Origin of the sequence: Vibrio thalassae (assembly GCF_900089835.1) — a bacterium.
GTDB lineage: Bacteria > Pseudomonadota > Gammaproteobacteria > Enterobacterales > Vibrionaceae > Vibrio > Vibrio thalassae.
The window spans coordinates 62939-85945 of sequence record NZ_OANU01000023.1 but is presented as its reverse complement, the minus strand read 5'-3'; the positions used below and the strand labels follow the sequence as shown (position 1 = coordinate 85945).

The following is a 23007-nucleotide window of genomic DNA, read 5'->3' as shown; positions in this document are numbered from 1 at the left end:
TAAGGGTCTCCTTGTTGTGCTAACGATAATCACAGGAAAGTGAGTATCAAATGGCAACCGTGTGGTTTGCCAACGCAATGACTACTGACGTTCAGCGGCCACAAACGCTATTTCAACCAACAGATTCGGATCGGCGAGTTCTGCTTTGACACACGCACGGCTAGGAGCGGTGCCTTCGGCAAACCACTCATCCCATACTTCATTGAATGAATCAAAGTTAGCAAAGTCAGTAAGAAAGATGGTAGCGGAAAGAACGCGCGATTTGTCGCTGTTCATCTTGGCAAGCATCTGCTCTGCTTGTTCTAAGATTTGTAGTGTCTGACCTTTTACATCGGCAGAGGTGTCTGACTCAGCAACTTCAACAAAGTGACCGATGCCGTTAAAAACTGTGATATCTGACCAACGTTTTCCTGGGTTTATTCTATTGATTGTCATGGTTTTTTCTCATATCAAAAAGACGCAGTATTGTACTGTAAAGTTACAAGTAGGCTAAGGTAATTTGTTGCCAATTATCATGACCAATAATATCGACAACTTGATTGATGAATTCATCAGGAAGCTCGAAGTCATTGCCAGTTTTTAACAAAGGGACTAAAGCGTCAAGAGAACTGCGGTTCGCCTGTAGCTGCTCGTCGACAGCTTGCCAGAAAGCAGGTGCTTTAACATAAAACAGCGGATAGTATTGCATGTCTTTATCGAGCGTCACTTTTTTACCCGCTTCTACTAATCCTACATTCCCAAGATGTTGAAAGCCGTTTGCCGCTTTTCCCCATGTTTTGATCGGAGAAGAGTGGTAATTCAAATCGGTAAATTTTAATGACTTGATGGCGTAGTATTCGGCTAATCCTTCTTCTGCCCACACGGGCAATGAGCGCGAGCCAATGAAATGCACAGATTCGTGAGCGGTCACTTTGGCTAGGTGAAACATGCTGTCTTTCGTTAGTTGACCTTTTTGCGTCAGTAGGTTGCTCAAGAGGATATGATGTCCAGCGGCACCGGAGATATTACGTTGGCTCTTATCCTTGGAAAAATAAATAAGTTGCCATTGCTGTGGTCGTTTGTTGTTAAAAACGTCGGTTAGATAATCTAATTGGTGTGTGAGGTTGTTGAACCATGACCCGTTAGATTTCAGTAATGGCAGGGCATTACTTTTTACAATAACGGTCGATGACCCGATATTCATACGCTCATGAGGCATGCCCCATACCACAAACAGAGGAGGTTGCTCTGAGTTTGGCATAGCACTACAGAGGTTGTCTGGATCGCAAACTTGAATATCTTGTCCTGCAATAGTCGGTAGTGAATTCCATTCACTTAAAAAATACCAGCCTTCGTCAGGCGAATAGGTATCAACTTGTTGTGCAGGCTCGAATTCGTCAGACGTCTTGGCTTGAAACGTGACCGTCCACGATAACTGATGGCAAGAAGTTGGCGTGTCGTAGCTGACGTTTGATGTTTGTCCAGCATTTGAGATGCATTGGATATCAGGAACATCGGGCGACTGAGTCGTTCGTGGTTTGGAAAGTTGGAAGGTTCCGATATCAGAGGTGTCTGCCTGAATGGTTACTTGCTTTGGGTTAGCTGTGTTAGTGATTAGCTGATAACTAACAGTGGCATTAGCACAGAAGGAAAGCCCCGCTAGGCTGACAATAATTGAACGTATCATTTGAAGTCCCATTGTTTTTTTTAATGGGACTATCGAAGGCTACTTTGGTTCAGTCTCATTGACTAAAAGATACAATGCTTAGCGTAATCGCTCGCCTCGTTTGCTGTCCAGTCGCCTTTTGGTTTCTCTTTCATGTCTTTACACCACGCTTCGCTGCCGACTTCGGTACAAGCCATCAACGGTAAAGTGAGCAAAAACATCAGTGCGATTTTCTTCATCATTCCCTCGTGTTTTCTGAAGATGTCTAATTGAAAGCGATTGTAACTCAAAAAACCAAGGCAAGTCATGTGAAGGCTAACTAAAGAAACTCGACAGCAAGTTCGTTGTTGGTTTTGCAAGTGGCTTGAATGGTAGGATAAACCACTAGACGACTGGTCTATTATTGAAAAATACCGAATGAAAGGGAATCAATATGTTACAACAACACAATCGAAGAATTGTCCTAGCATCACGTCCTGTAGGTGCGCCAACAAATGAAAGTTTTCGTTTGGAGTCGTCAGTGATTCCAGTGCCAAAAGAAGGCGAGGTGTTACTCAAGGCGATTTATCTGTCTCTTGACCCTTATATGCGTGGTCGAATGAGTGCTGCTGAGTCGTACGCCGAACCAGTTGCGCTTGAAGATGTAATGGTTGGAGCAACAGTATGTCAGGTTGAGCAGTCCAATAACGCCAATTTTGAACAAGGTGAATGGGTGTTGGCGTATACGGGGTGGCAGGACTATGGTGTCTCTAATGGTGAAGGGTTGGTAAAATTAGGCAAGAATCCAACGCATCCTTCATTTGCGCTTGGCATTATGGGTATGCCGGGCTTCACCGCTTACATGGGTCTTTTGGATATCGGTCAGCCTAAAGAGGGTGATACCGTGGTTGTGGCCGCGGCAACAGGGCCTGTAGGTGCGACGGTGGGCCAGATTGCTAAGCTTAAAGGCTGTAAAGTGGTCGGTATTGCTGGTGGCGCAGAGAAGTGTCAATACGCGAAAGACGTTCTAGGTTTCGATGCATGTCTAGACCACAAAGCTGATGACTTAGCCCAGCAACTTGCGGAGACTTGTCGTGATGGTATTGATGTCTATTTCGAAAATGTGGGTGGAAAAGTGTTCGATGCCGTCATGCCGCTCCTTAACACCGGCGCGCGCATTCCGGTATGTGGTTTGATATCACAATACAATGCGACTTCGTTACCTGAAGGGCCGGATCGTATGTCAACGCTGGTTGCAACGTTACTTATCAAGCGAATTAAAATGCAAGGGTTCATCATTTTTGACGACTATGCCCATCGCTATGATGAGTTTGCTGCGCAGATGGGGCAGTGGCTCGCAGAAGGCAAAATTAAGTACAAGGAACACCTCATTGAGGGATTTGAAAATACACCCAATGCATTTATTGGTTTGTTAGAAGGTAAGAATTTTGGCAAGCTTGTGATCAAAATGAATGCTCCCCAATAATTGCGCCGACAATTAATATAGTATTTAGCGTCTCTGTTTGAAGAGACGCTATTTCATTTGCGGCAGAGAGAGTAAACTAGCGATATTCGACTAATGCTACGTTTACGGATTTTCAATGCACATTAACGCTTCCAGTTGTCGGTATTCGACGTTATTAATTAGAGCAATGTTAAAACGAGTTGATCTGGATGCTGCTGCGCACATTGGACCAATGTCACTGACCAATTCCAGTTTCCGTTTTGATCGACAGCGCCTTGAACGTTACCGGAACTATTTTGGCTTCAATCAACAATCCTTGCCGTTACCATTTTTATTTGTAGCTACTCAAAATGAACAATTACAACTGTTCACCCACAGCAGAACAGCGATTCGACCTTTAGGACTCGTGCATACCCATATTGAGTTTGAGCAGTTGGTTGAACTTGATCCCATGCAGATGTATCAATTTAAACTCGAGTTACAAAACGAGAGAAGAACCGAGCGTGGCCTCGCTTTCGAAGTGCTTGGTACGTTTTTCTGTAATGGAGGGAAAGTGGCTTTTTATCGTTCCGGCTACTTGATGCTGATGCCACAAAAACATAGTGGTTCGAAGGCAAAAAATTCGAGTTTACCAATAGAGCGTTCGCAGATTTCAAGGTTTACGCTTGATGTAAAGCAAGCGAGAGAGTATGCGAGATTGTCGGGAGATTTTAATCCTATCCATTTGGCTAAGTGGTCTGCGAAGCTATTTGGCTTTAATAGCCCTATCATCCATGGAATGTACATGGTGGCGAGATTGCAGGCTCTTATCTCTGATGCGTCCTTACCTGACCCAGTCGCCTTTGTGTTTAAGAGGCCGATATCGTTACCATCAGAAGTTAAAATCGTTAAAGAAGGCAATAAAACTCTGGTTATTAATAGCGAAGGTAAGCCGTTGATTGAAATGAATCCTCGCGGAATGATGACAAATAATAGCGAGTATGCATCACAACTGAGAACAACGACATTAATATACAATTTGGGACAATAAACGTTAGTGATATTCTGTAGGATAGCGTCCTCCGTATTGTATTCGGAAGAGATCAGAATGATGCGCCAAATAATGTTATTAATTTTGCTGATAGCGACAAGTCATGCAGCGTTAGCCAAACAAGATAACCAACAAAACGGGCCAATTGATGACTGGAAAGGCAATGTTGATGTCACGTTTGCAGGATGGACAGAACACCTGAAGTCGACAGGTCGTAATCAGGATAACTATATTGTCGGCTTTCGATACAAGCAATTTGAGGCGTTTACGTTATTGAATAGTTTTAATACTCGCTCATATATTGTGTCTTACCATCCCCAAATTGATTGGAAATCTTGGGCAAAGGTGGGATTGCGATTGGGGGGTAATCAGTGGATATACGAAAGAACAGAATCGCATTCAAGTCGGCGGTATTACCCCCGTATTTGCGCCAACGTTAACACTACACTACAAACACCTAGGCTTTGAAACTGCGCTTTTTACTGACGTCTTAGTGTTTTCATTAAAAGTGATGATTTAAGTGGAGCCTTAGCTCCACTTTTTAAGGCACGGTCTCAAACGCTAATGCTTTCTTCTCAATTTGTCTGAATATCAAAGTGAGCATGCCATTCACCGCTAAATAGAAAAGGCCGGTGACACTAAACACAACGAGTGTGTCGTAAGTTTGGGCATTAATACGTTGGGCGTACCCCATAATGTCCATAATGGTAATGGTGCTTGCTAACGAAGTCCCTTTAAATACCAATATCACTTCATTCGAATACGCTGGAATAGCTCGGCGAATCGCAAACGGAAGTAGCACTCGTAACGTCGCTTTCATATCCATCCCTAGAGCACGGCATGCTTGCCATTGGCCTGATGGTATTGCGTTAAATGCACCTTTAAATAATTGAGTACTGTATGCCGCAGTGTTAAGTGCCAGCGCGAGCATAGCGCAGAACCAAGGCTGGCTTAGCCATGTCCATAGAAAGCTTTCTCTGATAACTTCAAATTGTCCAGGCCCGTAGTAGACGAGAAAGATTTGAACTAATAATGGAGTGCCAGTGAAAAGCGTAATAATACCTCGTGTTATCCAATGAATAACGGGTGTACGCAAAATCAAGCTAAGTGTCATCAGTAGTGCCAACAAACATCCGACAAACAACGCCGCTGCGGTCAGTTGTAAGCTCGTTTGCAAGCCATCAATCATTTGCCAAACATGTTGTTGGTTCATGCTGTGACTCCTTTGTTGCCCGATGACATTTCTTTAGTTGAGAATTTCTTATCTAATATCTTGACCGCTTTTTGAGTGATTAAGGTGATGGCAAGATAAATGGCAGCCGCAGTCGCATACCAAGTAAACGCTTCGTGGGTTGCGGCAGACGTTAATTGTGCTTGCTTCATCAAGTCCGTCACACCAATCAAAGACACCAACGCCGTGTCTTTCAAAAGAACGAGCCATTGGTTGGTCAGCCCAGGTAAAGCGTGTTTGACCGCCTGCGGTAATACAATTCTAAAAAAGACTCGTGCACGACTTAGTCCTAACGCGCTGCCTGCCTCACGTTGCCCGCTCGGTACCGCCTTTAAAGCACCTCGTATAGTTTGAGCTGCATAAGAGGCAAATATTAGCGAAAGTGCAATCACACCGGCCAAGAAAGGGCTGACTTCAATAAAGTCTCCGGTAAGTAAAAAAAGTACCTGTGTCGAACCAAAAAAGATAAACAACACCACTAAAAGCTCTGGTAAACCACGAATAATGGTGACGATGGCAGTAGTTGGCCAAGAGATGAGTTTGTGGCGAGACATCTCGCCACCAGCAAAAATGATCGCCAGCACTAAGCCAACTAAGAGGCTGACAAAGGCAAGTTGGATCGTGACCCAACTTGCTTGTACGAGTGACGCCGAGTAACCCGTTAAACCCATATTAATTACCGAAGTACTTATCAAAAATAGCTTGGTATTCGCCGTTAGCTTTGACTGTTTTCAGCGCTGAGTTTAGCTGATCAACTAACGCTTGATTATCCTTGTTAACAGCGATGCCAAAACCGTTGCCGAAATATTTTTGGTTGGTGATTTGGTCACCAACATACGCCAACTTACCGTCCTTCTTAAACCACTCTGCGACAACGGCGGTATCACCGAAGACAGAATCAATACGGCCATTTTGCATGTCGATGAAAGCATCTTGATAACTGCCGTAAGGCACCGCCGTTACGCCCGGCATTTGTTCTAGTAGATAACTTTGGTGAGTTGAGCCGTTTTGAACACCAACACGTTGGCCTTCAAGTGCAGCCTGAGAAGCCACTTTACCATCCATAGCTACGAATGCAGCAGAGTTGTCGTAGTAAGCATCGGTGAAGCTTACTTGTTGTTGACGAGCTTCAGTAATGTCGATACCAGAGATGGCCGCATCATAGCGCTTAAATTTAATGGCTGGGATCAAGCTATCAAATGCTTGGTTATGAAAACTGCACTTGGCTTCGATCTGTTTGCATAGAGCGTTGGCAAGATCGACATCAAAACCTTGGATCTCATTATTTTCATCGACGTATTCGAACGGAGCGTAGGTCGCTTCCATTGCAAATTTAATTTCTTGTTGTGCCATAGCACCTGTAGAAACAAGACCAATAAGGGAAGCAAGCAACATCTTTTTCATGATAATTCTCCTTGTTAGATTGCCTTACAGAGCAACCTTTAACGTTATCTAGTGTGTTAAATAATCAGCAAACGCTTTGGTAGCAGGGTGTTTAAATGCATCTTTGGTTCCATGTTCAATGACTCGACCTTTTTCGAGATAAAGAACATGGCTCGCGATTTTCTTCGCAAAATCAACTTCGTGTGTCACCACAACTTGAGTGATGCCCGTTTCACTTAATTCATTGATGATATTGACAATTTGTGTAGTGATTTCTGGGTCGAGTGCTGCAGTAGGTTCGTCAAAAAGCAATACTTCAGGCTTCATCATCAATGCTCGGGCAATCGCGACTCGCTGTTGCTGCCCACCTGACAATTGCAGTGGCCATGCATCGGCTTTGTCAGAGAGTTGAAGGGTGGAAAGCATCTTGAGGGCTTCTTGGGTAGCTTGGTCTTTTGACATACCAGCGACTTTAGTTGGCGCTTCAATTAGGTTTTCCATGACTGTCATATGGGGCCAGAGGTTGTATTGTTGGAAAACCATACCTACTTGCTTGCGCAGCGCTAAACCTTGTTTTCAGTAACTTGTTTACTGAAATCATAGCTGTTATTAGCAATACTAAGCGCACCACTATCTGCGGTTTCTAGTAGATTGAGAAGACGAAGTAGGGAGCTTTTACCAGCGCCACTTGGACCTAGAAGAACTAAGGTTTCACCTTTCCCACAATGAAAACTGACATCGTGCAAAACTTGCGTTTCACCATAGAACTTATTGAGCTTGTTTGCTTGAATACCCATGCTGATTTACTGCATTAAAAATCACTCTGTGCACTATACTATTATAATTGTTATTTATGCAATAAAAATGTATAAAAATTTCAATTGTTAAAATTATGTATCGTCATGTGGTTAAATAACAGGCATCTCTATTGTGGTGGTTTGACGGTAAACTGCTAGGGTAAGCATGAAAAAAGCGTTTGATTTATAAACCAAACGCTTGTTAATAAGGGAGGAATTAGCGCAGTTTTAGCTGCTGAGTTAACCAGTTTGCACTAGTGTCTTGCTGACCTTGGCAGATAACGTGGTAGGGCGTACAGCTCTATCGACCAGAGGAGCAAAAAGCTCAGGCGGAAAAATATCTAAACAGGAAGCTGCGCTGTATCGATGGTTAGAGCAGCAGCATGACCAAAAGCAGCTCAATATTGCTGATATCCATGTGGCAAGCGTCCAACTGCATAGCTTAATTAAGGGCAGCTGTTTCTGGCCACAATTAATGGTTTTGAGCGACACCTTAAAAGATGAGGAAGCTCACCAGCTTGCGTTATCTAGCACCGAAATGTTTCTCGCTCGTTACCAAGAATAACAGTGACTTGGTTAGGAAAAAAACAATCCCGTTTCCTGAACAAGAAGTTGGGTAGGCTTAGAATAAATGTGTTGTTCTTTCGAGCCAGCCAGTTGTACTAAAAGCACTTTATCTGATGCCAAACACTGACGCAGGACTCGCAATACCATAGCTATGTCAAGTTTGTGTTTCTCTAAATTTGAGTTGTGTCTAGAGATAGAAGGCAAATCAATAGTGACAACAAGTTTATCGCAATGACTGATAAATCGTGCAAGCTGCTCTTTTATCATCGCTCGGTTGCGATAGATCACTTCGTTAGATAATAACCAATCACAGCCCATATCTTCCGCATACTCTAGTTGTTTTTTGTTGCAGCGATGATTGTCGATGCCGATGTGAAAGGCTCGACACTCATTATAGCGATTGAGGGCAAAATGCAACATAGAGCCAACCGTGATGTCTAAACATTGATCGAGCAATAACTCAGAGTTGATATTCACAATCCCAATTTCATCTTTGTCGACGAGAAGATTAGGAATGATGTCGAGTAGGGTTTCATGGCAATTCGTGATGACCATAGGCATGGCACCAACAGAAAGTTGCTGATTCAGATGACCAGTAAAGTCACGTTTGGCAACTGGGCTTTCGAAATATGGTCTCTCAGAGCAATAAGAACCTAAGATTGGATAGTGGCCTATGTTTCTCATTGAATTAGAGTTCTGTTGAGCACTTAACCAATCATAGGCTGTTTCAAGAAGGGAATCCGCGTCTTCAAACTGGGCGTTGTTCATAGGCTTGATAGCTTCCGATACCGTAAATACAGACAGGTGGCTCTCTAAAGCAGGATGATAACGACGTTTCCAGATCTGTTTGAAGACGTTGAGCATGATGAATTACCTTTCTGGCGGCAGCGCCCTTGCTGCTTGCAATACATGTAGAATGAACCTGTCCTTGTTGGCTTCTACACGATAGGCAGGAGCCATAATGGAAACAGCTCCAATTAACTTTGAGCCTTTCATTACCGGCGCACTGATACCTGTGACGCCTGGGTCGAACTCAGAAGTACTGATAGCAAAACCCTGACGGCGAATTTGCTCCAATTCTTTGTTCCAATCAGCGACATGGTCATGTTCACCAAAATGACGCAATATTTTTTCGCAACGAGACTCGGGTAAATAAGCCAGCATAACTTTTGAAGAAGCACCACGCAGTAAAGGTTGACTCTGACCTCTTACATAACTGCATCGCAGTGCTTGCGCACTTTCTTGTAGGCTGACGCAAAGGGCTCGGTAGCCAACAGGCACCATATAGGCCGACATTTCGCCAGTTTGTTTTTGCAAACGAAACAGTATGCTCTCAATCGCCTCAAGGTTATGGGTACTTGATTGATAGCTATGCATGAGCATCAGAGCAGCAGGTCCAACAATCAATGTTTTATCATGTGGACTCTCCTCAATAAGGTTCCACTCTTTGAGTAGCTTTATATGACGATAAAGGCTACTAAGTGGAACGCCCAATTGGATGCTTAAATCTTTCGCTGAAACAGGTGAATCGGACACGGCAACTTGCATTAAAAGTTGCAGTGGTTTTTCGTTAACCTGAGTTGTGGGTTGCTGTGTATTTCCCATATCTGTGTTATCTATTATCAAAACTAATTAAGCAATTTATATTCCTACTGAATAAGAAAGGAAACAAAAATCTTATTGCCATTTCTCATTCTGTGATAAAAGTGCTTTCGGATAATTTGCCGGAATTTGCTCAACATCAAGTTTGCTATCAATGGTGTGAATTAGCATAGGTTTTATACATAACTGACTTTTAAGGAAGACAACGAATATGGAAATGGTGTGCGGTACTTGTCGGCAGTTTTCTCGAGCGAAATCTCAGCAAAAAAACCTTTGTAATGCATGGGGAAACCCAACAACCATGACGCGCGTCGCGTGTGAGTTTTGGATGCCCAAATCGATGCCTATATTCCAATATCCAAAGGAAGCAAATAAAGGGTCAGATGAAAAATGTGATTAAAGTGACTGATTCGGTGTAATCAGATAGGCGAAGTTAACGTCAAGATTCAGCGTTGGTTCTTACCGCAAGTCACGCTGTAAAGGGATTGATGGTGTTTCTCACCTGATAATAATGACGGCTTTATTTCGAGGGTTTTGCTAGTGAATTGGAACGCAACTCTCTTAGTCGTCGATTTTTGCTCTCTGTTTGAGCTAAATCAGTTGGTTGGAAACAGGTTAAGGTTGTTTTCTCGATAATAAAAAGCCACTTCATAGGGGAAGTGGCTTTTAGGGTCGTTAAGCTCTAACTGACGTGTTTAGAGTTGCTTAGAATTTGTATGATGCACCTAGGTACAGAGAGCCAACGTTTAGAGTTTCGTTGTCCTGACCTTGAGCACTTTCAATCTTGAATGCGTCAGCTTCATACGCTAAGCGGATACCTAGACCTTCAACTTGCGCAGGCATGTACTCAACACCGATACCGTAACGGAAAGCGGTACCAGAATCGCTGTTAAATAGTTTGGCACCAGACTCGTTAAGGTCTAGGTAAGATAGACCAAGAGTAGCAAATGGGCGGAAGCCACTATCGAACGTGTAACCAAGGTTTGCAGTAAGTGCTAGTGCACTTGGATCCCAAGAGTAACCTTGACCTTCTTCTGCTTTACCGTACTTAGTGTACGAACCCTCTAGAGACACGATGCGGTTAAAGGCGTAACCACCATAAGCTCTTAGTGAGTGACCCGCATCGATTGAACCATCGCTATTACTGTCAAGACTTTTGATTTTACTTTTAGTTAGTCCGTAACCACCACCCACGTAAAAACCTGGGTCTGCTGCTCCTGCAAATGCGCTAGTTGCAAATAATGTCGTTAAAGCGAGAGCCACTGCTTTTTTCATTCTAATACCTATTGAATAGTCGATAAATTTGTTCGAGGCGTACTGTAAAGAGTTTCGAATCGAGCGTCTGTACAGGAAATGTAATGCATTGTGTGTGAACTGTCGAGTTCTATTTGGGTGATTAATGAGCGGTATGCTTGCCAGAGAAGCCGTTGGGTCCGTTTTTAGAAGCAAACGTTTAACTAATAAATTTTGATCTAAGTCACTAAAAAAAGGAACCTGAAAGTGGCTTTGTTTGGAATTAATCAGTATAAATGCTCCCCATTTTCTGGCGAACTTAGTGATGGTTAATGTATGTTTATGTAACAAGTGAATGAGCTTGTCACATTTCTGTACGTATCCAAACTAGGTAGATAGAAAAGTGAGGCTTGTCAATCATTCCAACAGAGGTAACGATGAACTATCAACAACTCCCAAAAATCGACCTTCATTGTCACTTAGATGGCAGCGTGCGACCTGAAACCATCATCGAATTGGCCTCTATTCAGGGTATTGATATTCCCTCTCAGGATATTGAGGTTATTCGTGATTTAATGATTGCTCCTGAGACGTGTCCTAATTTGCTTGAGTACTTAAAACGTTTTGACTTACCGCTATCAGTCATGCAAACCAAAGAGGCATTGGAACGCATTGCCTTTGAAGTCTACGAAGATGCGGCGCTTGAAAATGTAAAATACATGGAAGTACGCTTTGGTCCGCTGTTGCACAAAGAAAAGGGGCTAAATGTTGAAGAGATCATTAGCTCGGTCGTGGCAGGTATGAAACGAGCAGAAGACGTGCATGGCATTAAGGGTAACATTATTTTGTCTTTGCTACGTCATATGCCAACGGACGAGATCAACGATGTCATTGATGTTGGCGCGACGTATCTAGGTAAAGGTGTCGCAGCTTTTGACCTTGCTGGCGGAGAAGAACTTGGATTTTGCGAGAAATTTATTTCGTTTGCGAAATACGCAAAAGAGCAGGGATTAAACGTGACGATTCATGCAGGTGAGCAAGGTGAAGGGCAAAACGTTTACGATGCCATCACCATGTTGGGAGCAGAGCGTGTGGGGCATGGCATTCATATCGCAACGCATCAACAGGCTTTTGACTTGGTGCACGACAAACAAGTCGCGCTAGAAACCTGTCCAAGCAGTAATGTTCAGACAAAGGCGGTCGAAAGTATGACAGCGCACCCCATCGAGGATTTCCGTCAACGCGGAATACCTGTCACCATCAATACTGACAATCGCACCGTATCCAACACGACGATGACGAAAGAAGTCCAATTGGTGATTGAGCAGTTTGGTTTGTCCGAAGAAGAATATATGCACATTTACCGTAACAGCGTGAATGCTGCTTTTACTGACGATGCGACGAAACAGCAACTACTAGCCGTTTAATTGGTGTGATTTAAATACAAAAAGCCCGCTTTATTGATGAAGCGGGCTTTTTTCTAGTGTGGCGAGTGACTAAAAGTCGATTTCGTAACCTAGGCTAAACGTTCGACCACGACCAGAGAAGTAGTACGCATTATGGTGACGTATCTGGCTGAAGTAGTTGATGTACTGCTCGTTCAAGAGGTTCTCAATACCGACACTAATGCGACCGTAACGCTGCATATCGTAAAACATAGATACATCCATCAAGCCATAGCCGTCAAACTGCTGTGCACTACCCGCATCGTTTTTCTCTTTGCTGCGGGAGAACAGATGATTGTACTGTAGGCGACCATTCCAACGATCTGAGAAGCTGTGGTTAACGGCCATCAATAAGCGGTCAGGCGATAGGTTTTTTAGGTCCATGTTGCTATCTACCGAACCGTCTTGGTTGGTATCCACTTGACCTTCTACGTGAGCGTATAACGCCTGAATTTGCGTGTTAGGCAGAATGTTGTACGACGCTGTGAATTCGTAGCCTTTAATGTCTGTACGTTGGCGCACAACATCATAGGTCCCACCGCTGTTTAGGCTTAGGTTGGCCCCATCTTTAGCAATAGACATATAAGTACTGCCGCTCACAAACCATTTGTCATCGCTGTAGCTTAGTCCTACTTCGTAGTTATCGGTGACAACAGGTTTCACCGCTGGCATGGTGTTAAAGTCGATCGGTGCATCGCCAACAGGAGCTACGACATTTGGACCGCCAATCCAGTTACCGCGCAGCACACGTCCAATGTCTGGTAAACCAAAGCCTTGGCTAAAGCCAACGAATGAACTGATACTTGAGGTAAAGTCATAGACAGCACCGGCATTAAAGACGGCTTGAGAGAAGTTTTGCTCGCCACCAATAATATCAACCTGACGATGACCAGCATTACCATAACCCCAAAGCGTTTGACCATCTGCGACGGTTACTTTGGTATTCTCGAAGCGAACACCACCCGACAAACGCAAAGAGTCAGTCACCAACATATCGCCTTGCACAAATGGTGCGAGACTTTGGTATTTCATATCGGGAGTGACGTCTTTACCAGACTGCGTCAGTTTTTGCTTAGTGGTATCTTCTAATCCATCAAGCCCGATTACCCAACTATCATCCCAACCAAGAAGGTCGGTTTTAACGTAACTCAGCTTAAAGCCTTTCTTGGTTGAAACGATAGCGCCTTGGTCGTACTGTTTATTCTGAGTAGGCCACCACGATGCTTCACCAAATACTGCTTCAAAGTCTTGGTAAAAGGCTTGGAATTTCAGCTCGCCACCAAAGAAGTCATAGTGGTCATAACCAAAGTTATACAGTTCCGCATAGTTTGACGTAGGATCGCCAGAAGGCGTACCCGGAACCACGGTTCCCGGAATGCCATTTTGCCAGTCGCCAGGAACACTAACGTAGTTCTGGTTGCCTTTTAGGTGGTAGCGACTAGCACTGAAGCTGACGCGTTGATTGCCGCCATCAAAGTTATAGCCGCCTTTAGCGAGAAAGTTTGTGGCATTGGAATCTTGCGTTTCACCTTGGATGGAGTTCATGCCGATCGGGTTGCCATTACCATCGTAATACAGCCCTTGTTGCTCCCACGCACCGCCAATAAAGAGATCGTAATCTTCGTCATACTGGCTCAGATTGTAATAGACTTTACCGCCTGTACCATCTTCCTTTAGGTTTGAGGTTACGCGTGTTCCAACGGTCTGCTTCCAATGGTCGCCTGGTTTAGCACTTTTGGTTACGTAGTTAATGATACCGCCAGTGGCGCCGTTACCTTGTACGGCACTTGCCCCTTGAACCACTTCCACACGCTCAAGCATTGAAGAATCTACGGTGTAACCGTTACGGTTACCATTGCGAAGTGGGTTATTTTGCGGAACACCGTCGACCATGATAAGTGCGGTACGTCCACGAAGGTTTTCACCTTGGGTAGATAGCTTTTGTCGACTTGGTGTCATGCCCGGAACTAGGTTGGCGATAACACTGGTTAGGTCATCGGATACCGCAGTTTGTTGTTCCAGTTCTTTTTCTGAAATGACATGAACTGAGCCCGGAATTTTATTTGTATCTTGACTGTAGCGGGTCGCAGTAACGACCATATTTTCGTCAGTTTTCTGTTTGTTTGTTGGCTGTGATTCGTTTACTTCTTCTGTCGCAAATGCTTGTCCGATTGACAGAGCGAGAAGCGAAAGGGAGACGACTTTCTTCCCAGTTTGATTTGCCATGTGTCCTGATTACCACTGTGTTTCTCATTAGGGTGGCGATATTAATGCTTTTGATAATAGTTATCAATAGCGTTATTATTATTAACGAAAGGCGATCTATAACCTATTGATATAATTATCGTGCTACACACATAGGTGAACCAGAAATTGGGTCTTCAATCACCAACGCATCAAGGTCAAAGACTTCTTTTAATAACGATTGGGTAAACACGTCTTTTGGAGTGCCATGGGTTACGAGTTGCCCTTGCTTTAGCACCACTAAATGATCGCAGTAACGACAGGCTTGATTTAAATCGTGCAGTACCACAATCACCGTTTTTCCTTGTGCATGCATATCTTGCATCATTCGCATGAGCTCAATTTGATGAGATAGATCCAAATAAGTCGTTGGCTCATCAAGCATCACGATTTCAGTATCCTGAGCCACGATCATTGTGATCCACGCACGTTGTCTTTGACCTCCGGAGAGCGCATCAATTGGGCTTTGTGCAAGTGTATCTACACCAGTTGCTTGCATAGCATTCGCTACAATCGCTTTATCTTCAGAGGACAATTTGCCCCAGTGAGAGGTATAAGGCGCGCGGCCATACTCCACCAGTTTTTGAATCGTGATGCCTTCTGGGCTGGTATGGGTTTGCGGGAGCATAGAAAGGCGTCTGGCCAACGACTTGGAGCCGTACTCATCTAAGGGCGTAGAATCAAGTAGGACTCTTCCAGATTTAGGCTTGTTTATCCGCGCTAATGTTTTCAACAACGTGGACTTTCCACATCCATTGGGACCAATTAACGCAGTAATTTTACCTTTCGGAATCGTCAAATTCAGATTTTCAATAATGGTGTTATTGCCATAGGCAACGTTCAATTTCTCGACAGACAGCATTACCAGCCCTTGTAACGTTTGAGTAGGAAGATGAAATAGGGTGCGCCAATAACAGAGGTTAGAACGCCGGCAGGAAGTTCGATCGGCGGCGAGATCCCTCGAGCGATGGTATCGGCAGTAAGGACAAGAAGAGCACCAATCACAGCGGAGCCCGTCAGCAAAGCTTTATGATTATGTCCGAACAGTAGCCTGGCGAGATGCGGTGCGAGAAGACCAACAAAGCTTATCGTTCCGGCGATAGACACACTCAAACTGGCAAGCATGACGGCGCAAATCAGTGCCATGGCTTGCACTTTATCAAGCTCTACACCAAGGGAGATGGCAGATTCATCGCCGAGACCAACAATGTCTAGTCGCCATGCGAGCCACAATGAAAGAGGCAGTAAGATAGCAAGCCCCATCCAGATATAAGGCATCTGCTCCCAGCCTCGTCCCCATAGACTGCCAGTGAGCCAAATCATTGCAGTATTGATCTCGATTGGGTGCACCACTAGCAAATAATCGATGCCGCTAGCAAGAAAGGCACTGATAGCAATTCCAGTGAGTGCCATTCTGGCTGGTGGTAGTTGAACTGAGCGCGCGATGATGATCAGCAGTAACCCTACAGATACGCCACCAATCATTGCGGCAACTGGCAGCATCCAAACTGGTGCATTGGGGAATACTGTCAACAAAAGTGTGGCAACAAACCCAGCACCAGCACTTACGCCGATTAAATCTGGTGAGGCGAGAGGGTTGCGGATCACGCCTTGGACCAACGCTCCGGAGATTCCTAATCCAGCGCCAACACCAATGGCGAGGAAGAGGCGTGGAAGTCGATAGTGATTGACAACGAAATCGTACTCGCCACCTTTGAAGGCTGTTACGGATATTTGCGACAACGATAAGTCAGCGACTCCTACTACCAAACTGAAAACAGACAGGGCTAGGGTAGTCGAGATAAGGACTAGCCAAGTTCTACTCATGAGCTCAACCGACTTTTTATAGAAAGAAAAATGAAAAAGGGTGTACCTATTAGCGCAGTGACGATACCAACCGGCGTTTCCGTGGGAAAGGCTATACCCCTGGCAAGTACGTCTGAACACATGACTAAGATTGCTCCCAATAATGCGCTAGCGGGAATGAGCGCGAAGAAACTGTGTCCGACAAGTTTGCGTGTAATATGAGGAATTAAAAGACCGACAAAGCCAATAGGGCCTGCAATGGAAACACTGACACTGGTTAGTAAAATAATAGCCACGAAAGCCAGTAATCGAATCATGCTGGTGTTTACGCCTAAGCCTGTAGCGACATCGTTACCAAGAACTAGCAGGTTGATAGGATGAGCAAGCGCCCACGCTAACGCTAACCCCACAACACTAATTGGCAATAACTGGTGCAGGGCAGACCAATCTAAATTACTAATTGAGCCAATGAGCCAAGATTGCACGCTATAGGCTTGATCGTCAGCAAGAATAATCGTTGCGCGTGTGAGTCCTAGCAACAAAGCGTTGATAGCGATGCCCGCTAGTACCAGTTTCACAGGATGTGGACGATCATCAAAAGCGCCACCAAGAAACATAACCAACAGACCACTTAACGCGCTGCCTACCGCACCCATTACCGCGGTTGGCAAGGATAAAGATAGGAAGCCAAAGCTACTCAACACGATAAATAGTGCTGCTCCAGAATTGATAGCAAGCACGGATGGTGAAGCGAGGGGGTTACGAGTCAATCCTTGCATGAGAGCGCCTGCAACAGCGAGGTTAGCTCCAATTAATGCACCGCTGAGTACACGAGGCATTCTTAGTGTTGCGATGATTTGATGTTCCATGCTGGCTGAATCAAAGTGTAGCCAGAAGCCCTGCAATGATTGAAAAGATAGGTCAAAGCTAGACCACGCCACTAAAGAGAGGTTTAGGCTCAGCAGCGTACCAGCAATAAGTGCAAGCCAGAGCTTGCACTGTGTTGATTGAGGCATATTAGATTAGTGCTATTGATTAATAATATCAGACAGATTTTTGGCAATACCTTCAGCTGCCAAAATACCACGGTTTAATGACCAGAGCTGTGGCGAAACTTTAACGGCTTGCTCAGTTTTTTCTACTTTCAGCATTTTGCTTAATGGATTTGATTGCCAGTGATCATAAATAGTGTGAGGTTTATAGGGACCAAGCAGTAGCCAATCAGGGTTAATCTTGAGTAGCTGCTCAAAGCTGACTTCAATGTAGGCTTTATCGGTTTTTGGCACCGCTGGACCATGTAATCCAAGCGCAGTAATCACCCCCCCTGCATATGAGTTTGGGCCATGAAGCCACATACCTTTATCGGTTACAACAGCAAACTGAAACGACTCATTCGAAGTAAGCTTAGCCTTGTATTGGTCCATGATTTTATGGTGTTGTTCGATACGTGCTGCCATTTCATCGGCTTTATTGACTGCAATGCCAATTTTCGTCGCAGACTGTAAATTCTCTTGGTAAGTTTCGCCGCGACTTTTCAATAATATCGTCGGTGCGATTGCCATAAGATCGTTGTAAATTGTGCTATGACGCTCAGCATCAGCAATGATGAGATCTGGCTTTAATTGTGAGATAGCTTCTAGGCTTGGTTGAGGTCTTACGCCCACTGATTGCCAAGGCTTAATCAGTTCGCGTATCTCCGGAAGAATTCGCTCAATGTTCTTGTCATCAGCTACGCCTACCGGTGAAACACCAACAGCAGCTAACGCGTCCACAAACGAGTATTCAAGTGCGATGACTCGAGTTGGTGTTCCTTTGATGGTGATACTGCCTTGTTGGTCGGTTATGACGCGTTGGCTCTGTGCATGTGCAGATGCACCCATAAGAGCGAACGAAAGTAGAAAAACCGTGCTTAATCCTTTAGCGAGTAGTGATTTCATTGATTGGCTCATTCTGAAAGGGAGAAACAAAAGAGCGCAATCGTATCTCAAATAATAATGGTTATCAATACTATTATCGATAGCCTGTGGTGATGAATGAAGTGTCAAACCAAACCAAACGTTATATGGGCTCAGAGATTGAGCCGAGCCCAATACAAGCTAAGTTAAAAAGCGAGATGGTAAGCGTTCTGGGTTTGGTTCAAATCAATAGTCCAGGTTTGCTCTTCTTCACTACTTGTCATTGGCACCCATTGAGCGTAAATCTTGGTCCAATTGTTGTTAACTTGCAATGTGACTTCATCGGTTTCGGCTGGATAAATGGTCGTCACTCGTGAAGTTGGCTCCGCAGCGACATTTCCATTTTCAAAAGTGTGTGCGGCTTGACTATAGATATGCAACGCACCTTTACCTGCGCTGCCTTTGTCAATTGACAGTGTGATGATCTGGCCTACATCGAATGAAAATGTTCTATCTGCCACTAGGTCTGCAGTTCGTTCAATTGGTGTTTCAGTCGGTGTTTCAACGGGTTTTACCGGAGTGGTGTTCGCAGTATCTTGACCGCCACCGCCACCGCCACCGCCACCGCCACCGCCACATGCAACAATTGAGGCTAGGGCAGCGAAAAGAGTGAGAGGTTTTATTGGGTTTATCATAGGACACTCCTTACTGTTCCAAATTTGAGATTACTTGGTTTGCGCTCGCGTATTGATACCAATCGCTATCTTGTTCTCCAGCACTCGTGACCCAGTTAGGAAAGTTAGGGTAGGCGACAGTAATATCAACCAGTTCCTTTGGGTGGTCCCATTGGTCACGAATATTAATAACCCAAGGCATATTGTTTTCTGATAGAAACGATTGTGCTCCGCCAGAGCGGTCATCATGAAGTCCGAATAATGCACTATCCATAAAACTTGTACCACCGAATGCCTTCATGTGTGTTTGCCAAGTCATCCCTGGTGGTGTTTGAACAAAATAGCCAAGAGTGTTTTGATATCCAGCACCTTCGTTGAGGAATGTAATACGGGCAGTCGCATATTCTGCTCCATTTAGTTCATCATCAATATCGATGCTTGAATATTTATCTGGCGCAATGAAAGCGCTGTTGACGACACTACCTTCTGGAAGCATAGAGTAGACATTGGTTAATACATCTTGGGGCAAAGTGTCTGCGACAGAATATAAGTTACTCGGCTTTCCTTTAGCTGAATAATTTGATGCCTCCGCGCCAGACTCGAAGGTTAAATCTGCTACAGAAAGAGCATAGACTTGCCATGATAGGAGTAAACTGGCTATTGTGATGACGTTCCTTGTACTCATCGCTTAATCCTCTATTTTGACGTTTAAAGGCGAGTTCTTCACAGGTAAGCAAATTCGATGCCTAGTGATAATTCTATATATTTCAATGCAATAGAATCAAAACTACCGGTGAAACCGGTAGTATGATGAAAGCCCCTAGAAGGGGCTATGTTTTATAAGCCCGAGAGTCGCAACTGCTCTTGGCGTTTTTCTTCCGACTCCTGATTACGTATGTATTCACGAATCATCTGTTCATCGAGTCCTACTGTGCTAACACAGTAACCTCTTGCCCAGAATTTTCTCCCAGTAAAGTTACGTTTTACCTGCATATAGTCGCGGAAAATTCTTATTGCTGATTTTCCTTTCAAAAAGCCAACAGTATTGGCCACGCTATACTTTGGTGGAATCATCAAGAGCATATGGATGTGATCTTTCATCGCATAACCCTCAACCAATACTACCCCTTGCTGTCTACATAACTCTCTTAAGATTTTTCCGATATCTCTACGCAATGAACCATAAATCGCTTTCTTTCGATATTTTGGAACAATCACAACGTGATATTTGCAATAATGTTTAACGTGAGCTTGGCTCTGCCAGTCTCTCATATGACCTCCTTTGAACTTGCCGGTTCTATAAAGGAGGTCATTTTCCCATCGATGCACGCTGTTACGGCAGAGCCTTTTCGAGTCACACCGCCAGAGGCGGTGGTTTACCAAGTTTCAATTAATTCTTACGATGTTCGCAATGTGAGAACCATCATGGGAATAGTGAAAGCGATGGGACAATGACAGATTGTGTCGATTATCTAGGCTAGCGGTGAGCAAAATGACGTTTTTTGGTAGGTTAGACTAAACCTAACTAGGTCAGTGATCAGTTAGGAGAAAAAAATGATAGTCAGAATGGTAACCATATTGTTGGCCTTCATAGTCGTGCTTCCCGCTCAGGCAGAATGGATGTTGGATGGTAATAACTCGTCATTAAAATTTGTGTCGACTAAGAAAAACAGTGTAAGTGAAGTGCATCACTTTTCCTCAATGACGGGGACAATCAGCGATGATGGTAAAGCTACGGTAGTCATTGACCTATCCAGTGTTGAGACCAATATTCCTATTCGTAACGAACGCATGCAAACGATGTTGTTTAATGTCGCAGAGTTTGCCAAAGCGACGATCACCACTGTGGTCGATATGAGTCAACTGAACAATAGGCAAATTGGTGGAGTGTACTCAGTTGTTAATGATCTTACTTTGGTTCTACATGGCGTGCAGAAAACTTACGCAGCCAAACTAACGGTGATGCGATTGACTGAAAACAAGATCGCCATTGTCTCGACGGATCCTGTGATTGTGCAAGCATCAGATTTTGGACTAGAAGCTAGCATTGAAAAGTTACGTGAGGTGGCAGGATTGCCGTCAATAGCCACGTCAGTGCCCATCACTTTTATCATGGTGTATAACCAAAAATAACTGAGCTTAACAATTGATAATGAAAAACGCTCCATCTAAGATGGAGCGTTTTTTGGGTTTTAGACCCGGAAGTAAGAGAGTTTGTGATTCAGCTCGTCAGATGCTGCTGCCATAGATTGAGATTGCTCCGCAAGGCTCTGACTCGCCTGACGTATTTCGCTAATCGACATATGCACGATGCTGACATTTTCATTCACTTCATTTGCAACCGTTCCTTGCTGTTCTGCTGCTGCCGCAATTTGTGCCACCATGTCATAAGTATCGTTGAGCTTAGCGACAGCAGTATCAAGTTTGTCTTGAGTTTGCGAAGCAAGATCCACGCTCTCTGTCACTTTAGTTTGGTTTGAAGCCATAACAGACAGCACTCTTTCGGTACGTTCATTGAGTTTGTCGATGGTAGTTTGTACTTGAGCTGTTGACTCTTGGGTTCTGCTTGCCAAGTTTCTGACTTCGTCTGCCACCACAGCAAAGCCGCGCCCTTGTTCACCAGCTCGTGCTGCTTCAATCGCTGCGTTAAGCGCGAGTAAGTTGGTTTGCTCCGAGACCTCATGAATAACATTGACGACATTGCTAATATCATTGACGCCTTGTTTCAACGCTTCCATTAACTGGTAGGTACTGGAGATGTCTTCGGAGATCCCAGCTATGTTGTTAAGTGTATATCCCATGCTTCGGCTACCTTGAGCAGCAAAGTTTTTGCTTTCCTCTGTGGCCGCTGATGTTCTTTCAGAGTTACCCGCGATATCTTGAATGGTTGATGACATTTCATTCATCGCGGTAGCAAGTTGCTCAAGTTGTTGGCTTTGTGAGTCTATACTCGTTGACGTCTCTTCACTTGCTGCTGCAATGCTACTGGATAATTGACCAGAGTAGTCCGCTGAACGTTTGGCAGCACTAATGGTCTCTTTGAGTTTGTCCATCATTCGACTCAGTTCGTTACTTAAATAACCAATTTCGTCGCGTCGTTCTGTTTTCATATCGACCGTGAGATCGCCATCTGCGACTTTATGAACCTGTGTTACAAGTGATTCAATGGGTTTGATGATATTGCGTGCAACAACCAAACAAATGACGATAAGTACAAGTGCTGCTACGGAGTCTGCGATAAGCTCTTTTATAAGTTGGCTCTGAAACGCTTTATCAATATCAGAGGTTTGGACGCCTGAACCAATAATCCAGTCCCATTCCGGGATATAGTTTACGAATGAAATCTTTTCGGACTCCTCACCATCCGGACCTAGCCAGTAGTAGGTAAGAAAACCACTGCCTGTGGTTTTAGCAATGGATGACATTTCTTGCCAAAAATGATTTCCTCTGGAATCTGTCAAGGTGTTTGTACTAGTGCCGTTAAGCTGTGGCTGAGTAGGGTGCATAACAATTGTATTGGAGGCACTCGCTATCCAGAAATAGTTACTATCGTCGTATCTAATTTGGTTAATGACATCTATCGCAGCTTGTTGTGCAGCTTGTTTGCCAAGCGTAGATTCGAGTTTTTGATAATGTTTCGCAATCTCGTAGGTGATTTGCACATTTGAACGGACTTGCTCTTTTCTTTGCTCGTAGCTCGCATCTTTTTGTATTAATAGATTAAATGTACCAAGAGAAAATAGAATTAAAACTGCGAAGATGACAATAGCTTGCAGCTTAGTACGAATAGACAGATTGTTCAGTTTCACTGAAGGTTTCCTCTCCAACTTATAATTAGACCAAATTCCATTTGGCTGACGAATGAAAGCAGGTTATTAATATTATTTAGATGCATCTTAACGAACTAATAGATATATTTCTCATTAAATATAATGCCTCACGTGCTAGTTGCGTTATTTTTAGCCAGTGGTGAGTTATATTTGTGATGCAAATTAAATTTTATATAGGTGA

General features: G+C 44.1%; 25 protein-coding genes and 1 pseudogene. 7 read left to right on the top strand and 19 right to left on the bottom strand.

Going from position 1 to position 23007, the window contains the following annotated elements; all coding sequences use genetic code 11:
• Positions 1-81: 81 nt before the first annotated feature.
• The 3 genes from VTH8203_RS09450 to VTH8203_RS09440 all read right to left on the bottom strand — a co-directional run bounded on the left by VTH8203_RS09450 (position 82) and on the right by VTH8203_RS09440 (position 1884).
• A complete protein-coding gene (locus VTH8203_RS09450; RefSeq protein ID WP_096993451.1) occupies positions 82-435 on the bottom strand; it encodes a RidA family protein in 354 nt (117 codons plus the stop codon).
• Positions 436-478: 43 nt separating this feature from the next.
• Positions 479-1666: a hypothetical protein gene (locus VTH8203_RS09445; RefSeq protein WP_096993450.1), complete on the bottom strand. Its 1188-nt coding sequence runs from the start codon at positions 1664-1666 to the stop codon at positions 479-481.
• 62 nt (positions 1667-1728) lie between these two features.
• Positions 1729-1884 carry a DUF3012 domain-containing protein gene (locus VTH8203_RS09440; protein ID WP_096993449.1) on the bottom strand — a complete coding sequence of 52 codons (156 nt, stop codon included), beginning with the start codon at positions 1882-1884 and terminating at the stop codon, positions 1729-1731.
• 194 nt (positions 1885-2078) lie between these two features.
• Here VTH8203_RS09440 and curA point away from each other — a divergent pair, with 194 nt between their 5' ends.
• From curA to VTH8203_RS24860, 3 genes are all read left to right on the top strand, one after another.
• On the top strand, positions 2079-3110 hold the full coding sequence (curA, locus tag VTH8203_RS09435) for an NADPH-dependent curcumin/dihydrocurcumin reductase (protein ID WP_096993448.1): 1032 nt from the start codon (positions 2079-2081) through the stop codon (positions 3108-3110).
• 166 nt (positions 3111-3276) lie between these two features.
• Complete coding sequence (locus VTH8203_RS09430) at positions 3277-4119, top strand: MaoC family dehydratase (RefSeq protein WP_158296106.1); 843 nt, start codon at positions 3277-3279, stop codon at positions 4117-4119.
• A gap of 57 nt (positions 4120-4176) precedes the next feature.
• Entirely contained in the window at positions 4177-4587 is a 411-nt protein-coding gene (locus VTH8203_RS24860) for a hypothetical protein (protein ID WP_208617729.1), read from the top strand.
• A 73-nt stretch (positions 4588-4660) separates the two neighbouring features.
• Here VTH8203_RS24860 and artM read toward each other — a convergent pair whose 3' ends face one another.
• The 4 genes and pseudogenes from artM to artP all read right to left on the bottom strand — a co-directional run bounded on the left by artM (position 4661) and on the right by artP (position 7530).
• Positions 4661-5332: an arginine ABC transporter permease ArtM gene (gene artM, locus VTH8203_RS09420; protein WP_096993446.1), complete on the bottom strand. Its 672-nt coding sequence runs from the start codon at positions 5330-5332 to the stop codon at positions 4661-4663.
• The gene (gene artQ, locus VTH8203_RS09415; protein WP_096993445.1) at positions 5329-6021 is read right to left on the bottom strand and encodes an arginine ABC transporter permease ArtQ; all 693 of its coding nucleotides are present in this window, start codon (positions 6019-6021) and stop codon (positions 5329-5331) included. Before artQ ends, artM begins: the two co-directional genes overlap by 4 nt.
• A 1-nt stretch (position 6022) precedes the next feature.
• On the bottom strand, positions 6023-6754 hold the full coding sequence (locus VTH8203_RS09410) for an arginine ABC transporter substrate-binding protein (RefSeq protein WP_096993444.1): 732 nt from the start codon (positions 6752-6754) through the stop codon (positions 6023-6025).
• Positions 6755-6802: 48 nt separating this feature from the next.
• Positions 6803-7530, bottom strand: a pseudogene (gene artP / locus VTH8203_RS09405) (arginine ABC transporter ATP-binding protein ArtP).
• A gap of 283 nt (positions 7531-7813) precedes the next feature.
• Between artP and VTH8203_RS09400 the strand changes: the two are divergent.
• Positions 7814-8095: a TetR/AcrR family transcriptional regulator C-terminal domain-containing protein gene (locus VTH8203_RS09400; RefSeq protein ID WP_244181180.1), complete on the top strand. Its 282-nt coding sequence runs from the start codon at positions 7814-7816 to the stop codon at positions 8093-8095.
• 11 nt (positions 8096-8106) lie between these two features.
• Here the strand turns inward: VTH8203_RS09400 and VTH8203_RS09395 are convergent, their stop codons facing one another.
• The 3 genes from VTH8203_RS09395 to VTH8203_RS09380 form a co-directional block, all read right to left on the bottom strand.
• A complete protein-coding gene (locus tag VTH8203_RS09395; protein WP_096993442.1) occupies positions 8107-8961 on the bottom strand; it encodes an arginase in 855 nt (284 codons plus the stop codon).
• 6 nt (positions 8962-8967) lie between these two features.
• Entirely contained in the window at positions 8968-9702 is a 735-nt protein-coding gene (locus VTH8203_RS09390) for an IclR family transcriptional regulator (protein ID WP_096993441.1), read from the bottom strand.
• Positions 9703-10404: 702 nt separating this feature from the next.
• Complete coding sequence (locus VTH8203_RS09380) at positions 10405-10974, bottom strand: porin family protein (RefSeq protein ID WP_096993439.1); 570 nt, start codon at positions 10972-10974, stop codon at positions 10405-10407.
• 395 nt (positions 10975-11369) lie between these two features.
• Here VTH8203_RS09380 and add point away from each other — a divergent pair, with 395 nt between their 5' ends.
• A complete protein-coding gene (gene add, locus VTH8203_RS09375) occupies positions 11370-12359 on the top strand; it encodes an adenosine deaminase (RefSeq protein ID WP_096993438.1) in 990 nt (329 codons plus the stop codon).
• Between the two features lie 69 nt (positions 12360-12428).
• Here the strand turns inward: add and VTH8203_RS09370 are convergent, their stop codons facing one another.
• The 8 genes from VTH8203_RS09370 to tnpA form a co-directional block, all read right to left on the bottom strand.
• Positions 12429-14603 (bottom strand): TonB-dependent receptor, encoded by a 2175-nt coding sequence (locus VTH8203_RS09370; protein ID WP_096993437.1) that lies wholly within the window; start codon positions 14601-14603, stop codon positions 12429-12431.
• 115 nt (positions 14604-14718) lie between these two features.
• Positions 14719-15483, bottom strand: coding sequence for a Fe(3+) dicitrate ABC transporter ATP-binding protein FecE (fecE, locus tag VTH8203_RS09365; protein ID WP_096993436.1), 765 nt, complete (start codon positions 15481-15483; stop codon positions 14719-14721).
• Positions 15483-16448, bottom strand: coding sequence for an iron chelate uptake ABC transporter family permease subunit (locus VTH8203_RS09360; protein WP_096993435.1), 966 nt, complete (start codon positions 16446-16448; stop codon positions 15483-15485). Before VTH8203_RS09360 ends, fecE begins: the two co-directional genes overlap by 1 nt.
• Complete coding sequence (locus tag VTH8203_RS09355; RefSeq protein WP_096993434.1) at positions 16445-17443, bottom strand: FecCD family ABC transporter permease; 999 nt, start codon at positions 17441-17443, stop codon at positions 16445-16447. Before VTH8203_RS09355 ends, VTH8203_RS09360 begins: the two co-directional genes overlap by 4 nt.
• Before the next feature lie 12 nt (positions 17444-17455).
• Complete coding sequence (locus VTH8203_RS09350) at positions 17456-18433, bottom strand: Fe(3+) dicitrate ABC transporter substrate-binding protein (protein WP_370739219.1); 978 nt, start codon at positions 18431-18433, stop codon at positions 17456-17458.
• Positions 18434-18528: 95 nt separating this feature from the next.
• Positions 18529-19017: a hypothetical protein gene (locus tag VTH8203_RS09345; RefSeq protein WP_096993432.1), complete on the bottom strand. Its 489-nt coding sequence runs from the start codon at positions 19015-19017 to the stop codon at positions 18529-18531.
• Between the two features lie 10 nt (positions 19018-19027).
• The gene (locus VTH8203_RS09340; protein ID WP_096993431.1) at positions 19028-19681 is read right to left on the bottom strand and encodes an LruC domain-containing protein; all 654 of its coding nucleotides are present in this window, start codon (positions 19679-19681) and stop codon (positions 19028-19030) included.
• A 152-nt stretch (positions 19682-19833) separates the two neighbouring features.
• Positions 19834-20268 (bottom strand): IS200/IS605 family transposase, encoded by a 435-nt coding sequence (gene tnpA, locus VTH8203_RS09335; RefSeq protein WP_096991864.1) that lies wholly within the window; start codon positions 20266-20268, stop codon positions 19834-19836.
• On the opposite strand from tnpA, the gene VTH8203_RS24485 reads away from it, so the two are divergent.
• A complete protein-coding gene (locus tag VTH8203_RS24485; protein WP_158296105.1) occupies positions 20269-20451 on the top strand; it encodes a hypothetical protein in 183 nt (60 codons plus the stop codon).
• Positions 20452-20550: 99 nt separating this feature from the next.
• A complete protein-coding gene (locus VTH8203_RS09330; protein ID WP_096993430.1) occupies positions 20551-21129 on the top strand; it encodes a YceI family protein in 579 nt (192 codons plus the stop codon).
• A 59-nt stretch (positions 21130-21188) separates the two neighbouring features.
• Here the strand turns inward: VTH8203_RS09330 and VTH8203_RS09325 are convergent, their stop codons facing one another.
• Complete coding sequence (locus VTH8203_RS09325) at positions 21189-22805, bottom strand: methyl-accepting chemotaxis protein (protein ID WP_096993429.1); 1617 nt, start codon at positions 22803-22805, stop codon at positions 21189-21191.
• Positions 22806-23007: the final 202 nt, after the last annotated feature.